Here is a 3434-nt window from a genome sequence, read left to right as displayed (position 1 = left end):
GCGTCGTACATGCCGTAGGGCACGATGGACGGGTGGGCGTTGCCGTAGCGCTGCGGGTCGTGGCCCAGCAGCATGGCGTCCAGGCCGTAGTAGCCGGTGATCATCAGGCCGCAGTCGTACAGCGCCATTTCGATGTGGCGGCCCTGGCCCGTGGTGCTGCGCCGGAACAGGGCGGCCAGCACGGCCTGGGCGGCGTACATGCCGGTCATCATGTCCACGGCGGCCACGCCAAATTTCAGCGGCGGCTGGCTGGCCTCGCCGTTGAGCGCCATCAGGCCCGCCTCGCCCTGGATCACCAGGTCGTAGCCGGGGCGCTTGGCCTCGGGGCCGGAGCTGTCGTAGCCCGCCACCGAGCAGTAAATCAAATCCGGCTTGATGGCCTTGAGCTGCTCGTAGCCCAGACCGAGTTTTTCGGCGCCGCCGGTTTTGAAGTTCTGTATCACCACGTCGCACTGGGGCAGCAGGTCGTGGATGATTTTCACGCCCTCGGGCGTTTGCAAATCCACGGTGATCGACCGCTTGTTGCGGTTCATGCTGTTGTAGTAGGTGGTCTCGGTGTTGCCGATGCGCATGCCCCAGTCGCGGGTGTCGTCGCCGCGCCCTGGGTGCTCGACCTTGATGACCTCGGCGCCAAAGTCGGCCAGCACCATGCCGCACAGCGGCCCGGCAAACACGCGCGAGAGGTCGAGCACGCGCACGCCCTCCAGTGGAAAGTCCATGCCGCCGGGCGCTGCGGTGGGAGAGGTGGGGGAAGTGGTCATGGGGGGTGTCTCCTTGCCTGCGCGTTAGGCGCGGCGGTGGCGCAGGTGCGCGAAATCAGGCGAACGTTTTTCCAGAAAGGCGCCAATGCCCTCGCGGGACTCTTCGGTTTCTTGCGACTGCACCATGTACTGTGCTTCCTGCTCCAGCTGGGCGTCCAGCGGCTGCGCATAGGCGTTGCGGCACAGCGCCTTGATGCGGGCCATGGCCAGCTCGGGGCCCGAGGCCACCTGGGCGGCCAGCGCCAGCGCCTGGGCCAGGGCATCGCCCGGCTCGGCCAGGCGGTTGACGGGGCCCAGCGCGTGCAGGCGCTCGCCCGAGATGCGCTCGCCGGTCAGGCACAGCTCGGTCAGCACCTGGCGCGAGACAAACTCGGCCAAAAATGCCGTGGCGCCACCGTCGGGCGTCAAGCCCACTTTCACGTAGGCCACCGAGAACACGGCGTTTTTAGCGGCCACCAGCATGTCGCAGGCCAGCGCCAGCGACAGGCCAGCGCCAGCGGCAGCGCCCTCCACCGCCGCAATCACCGGCTTGCGGCAATCGCGCACGGTGCGGATGAGGTCGTGCAGGCCTTCGAGCTTGGCGCGGCGCTCCTCCACCGGCAGTTCGCGGCGCTTGGCCAGTTGGCGCAGGTCGCCGCCCGAGCAAAAATGCCCGCCCTCGCCCGTCAGCACGATGGCGCCCACGCTGGGGTCGTCCTGGGCAGCAGCCAGCGCCTGGGTCAGCGCGGCGTAAAACGCGGGCGACAGCGCATTGCGCGCCGCCGGGTTGTTGTTGGACAGCACCAGCACCGCGCCTTCGCGGCGTTGCAACAGCGGCTCGCTCATGGCTTCAGCCCTCGCCCAGCGCGATGTAGCGCGCCAGGTGGTGGTCTTCGTCGCCCAGCTCGTGGTCGATCATGACCAAGCGCTTGGCGTAGTGCGACAGCGGCAGCTCCCAGGTCATGCCGATGCCGCCGTGCATCTGGATGCTTTCTTCGGCCACCAGCGCGCCAATGCGGCCAATGGTGAACTTGGCTGCCGACAGCGCGCGCTCGCGCTCCACCCGGTCGGCGCTGTCGATGGCGGCAGCGGCGTTGATGACTGCCGAGCGCGACTGCTCTACCTCCAGCAGCAAATCGGCCATGCGGTGTTGCAGCGCCTGGAAGCTGCCAATCGGCACGCCAAACTGCTTGCGCGTTTGCAGGTATTCGAGGGTGTCTTTTTTGGCCACTTCCATGGCGCCCAGCGCTTCGGCGCACAGCGCCAGCACGCCCCAGCCCATGGCCCGCTCCAGCGTGGCAAAGCCCTGGCCCTCGGTGCCCAGCAGCGCGTCAGCACCCACCTGCACGTTGTCGAGGGTGATTTCGGCCACACGGCCACCGTCGATGCGGCCCATGCCCCGGCGCGCCACGCCCGCGCTGTCAGCAGGCACCAGGAACAGCGAGATGCCGTCCTCGATGTCCACATCGCCCGCCGTACGGGCCGACACCAGCAAGAGCTGGGCGTTGTCGCCCTGCACCACCACGGCCTTGGCGCCGGTGAGCTGCCAGCCATCACCGCTGCGCACGGCGCGGGTGCTGACGCGGGCCATTTCGTAGTGGCTGCCGGGCTCGTCGTGGGCCAGTGCGGCCACGGTGCTGCCGTCAATCAGGCTGGCAATGCGTTCTTTTTGCGCGGCGGTGCCCGCTGCGACCAGGGCACGCCCCACCACCAGCGCGCCCAAAAAGGGCTCGACCACCAGGCCCCGGCCCAGGGCCTCAAACACCACGGCCACGTCAAAGCCTGCGCCGCCAAAGCCGCCATCTTCTTCAGTAAACAGCGCGCCAATGGCGCCCAGCTCGGCAAACTGCGCCCACAGGGCGGGCTGCATGCCCACGTCGCCATAGGCGATGGCGTTACGGGTGTCAAAACCGTATTGCTCGGCCACAAAACGGTTCAGCGTGTCCGCCAGCATGCGGCGGTCTTCGGTGTGTTCAAAGTTCATGGGGTCAACCTCACAGGCCCAGGATCATCTTGGAGATGATGTTTTTCTGGATTTCATTGGAGCCGCCAAAAATCGACAGCTTGCGGTAGTTGAAATAGCTGGCCGCTGCGGTAGCGGCCTCTTTCGGCCCCACGGGCGCATCGGCATAGCCTTCGTATTGCGCCGCTTCGATGAAGGGCAGCGCATACGGCCCCATGGCGCGGCGGATCAGCGACAAAATCTCCTGGCGGATTTCGGTGCCACGGATCTTGAGCATGGAGCTTTCAGCGCCCGGCACGCCGCCACCGGCCACGGCGGCAATCACGCGCAGGTTGGTGGTTTTCATGTTCTCCAGGTCGATTTCGACCTGGGCCATGCGGGCGGCAAACTGCGCGTCCTGGTTCAGGGGCTTGCCGTTGCGCTGCACCTTGGCGGCGATGACCTTGAGCTTTTCCAGCGCAGCCACCGAGAAGCCCACGCCCGCAATGCCGGTGCGCTCGTAGGTGAGCAAGAACTTGGCATACGTCCAACCCTTGTTCTCTTCACCCACCAGGTTCTCGGCGGGCACGCGCACATCGGTGAAGAACACTTCGTTGACCTCGCGGTCGCCGTCCAGCGTGCGGATGGGGCGAACCCCCCCGCCGGGCGCGTTCATGTCCACCAGCAAGAAGCTGATGCCCGCCTGGGGGCGCGCTTCGCGGTCGGTGCGCACCAGGCAGAAGACCATGTTG

General features: G+C 66.9%; 4 protein-coding genes. All 4 read right to left on the bottom strand.

The genetic code is table 11. From position 1 onward, the window contains the following. A partial coding sequence (locus PHX69_RS15825) for a CaiB/BaiF CoA transferase family protein (RefSeq protein WP_288045064.1) occupies positions 1–761 on the bottom strand: 761 nt, incomplete at its 3' end. Between the two features lie 24 nt (positions 762–785). Next, a complete protein-coding gene (locus PHX69_RS15820; protein ID WP_288045062.1) occupies positions 786–1586 on the bottom strand; it encodes an oxepin-CoA hydrolase, alternative type in 801 nt (266 codons plus the stop codon). A gap of 4 nt (positions 1587–1590) precedes the next feature. After that, positions 1591–2724 carry an acyl-CoA dehydrogenase family protein gene (locus PHX69_RS15815; protein ID WP_288045061.1) on the bottom strand — a complete coding sequence of 378 codons (1134 nt, stop codon included), beginning with the start codon at positions 2722–2724 and terminating at the stop codon, positions 1591–1593. 10 nt (positions 2725–2734) lie between these two features. Then, positions 2735–3434 (bottom strand): acyl-CoA dehydrogenase family protein (locus PHX69_RS15810; protein ID WP_288045058.1); only part of this gene is annotated, 700 nt, incomplete at its 5' end.

It is taken from the genome of Simplicispira sp. (assembly GCF_028687295.1).
GTDB lineage: Bacteria > Pseudomonadota > Gammaproteobacteria > Burkholderiales > Burkholderiaceae_C > Simplicispira > Simplicispira metamorpha.
Note: the sequence above shows the minus strand (reverse complement) of the source record. Positions and strands in the feature narration are given on the sequence as shown.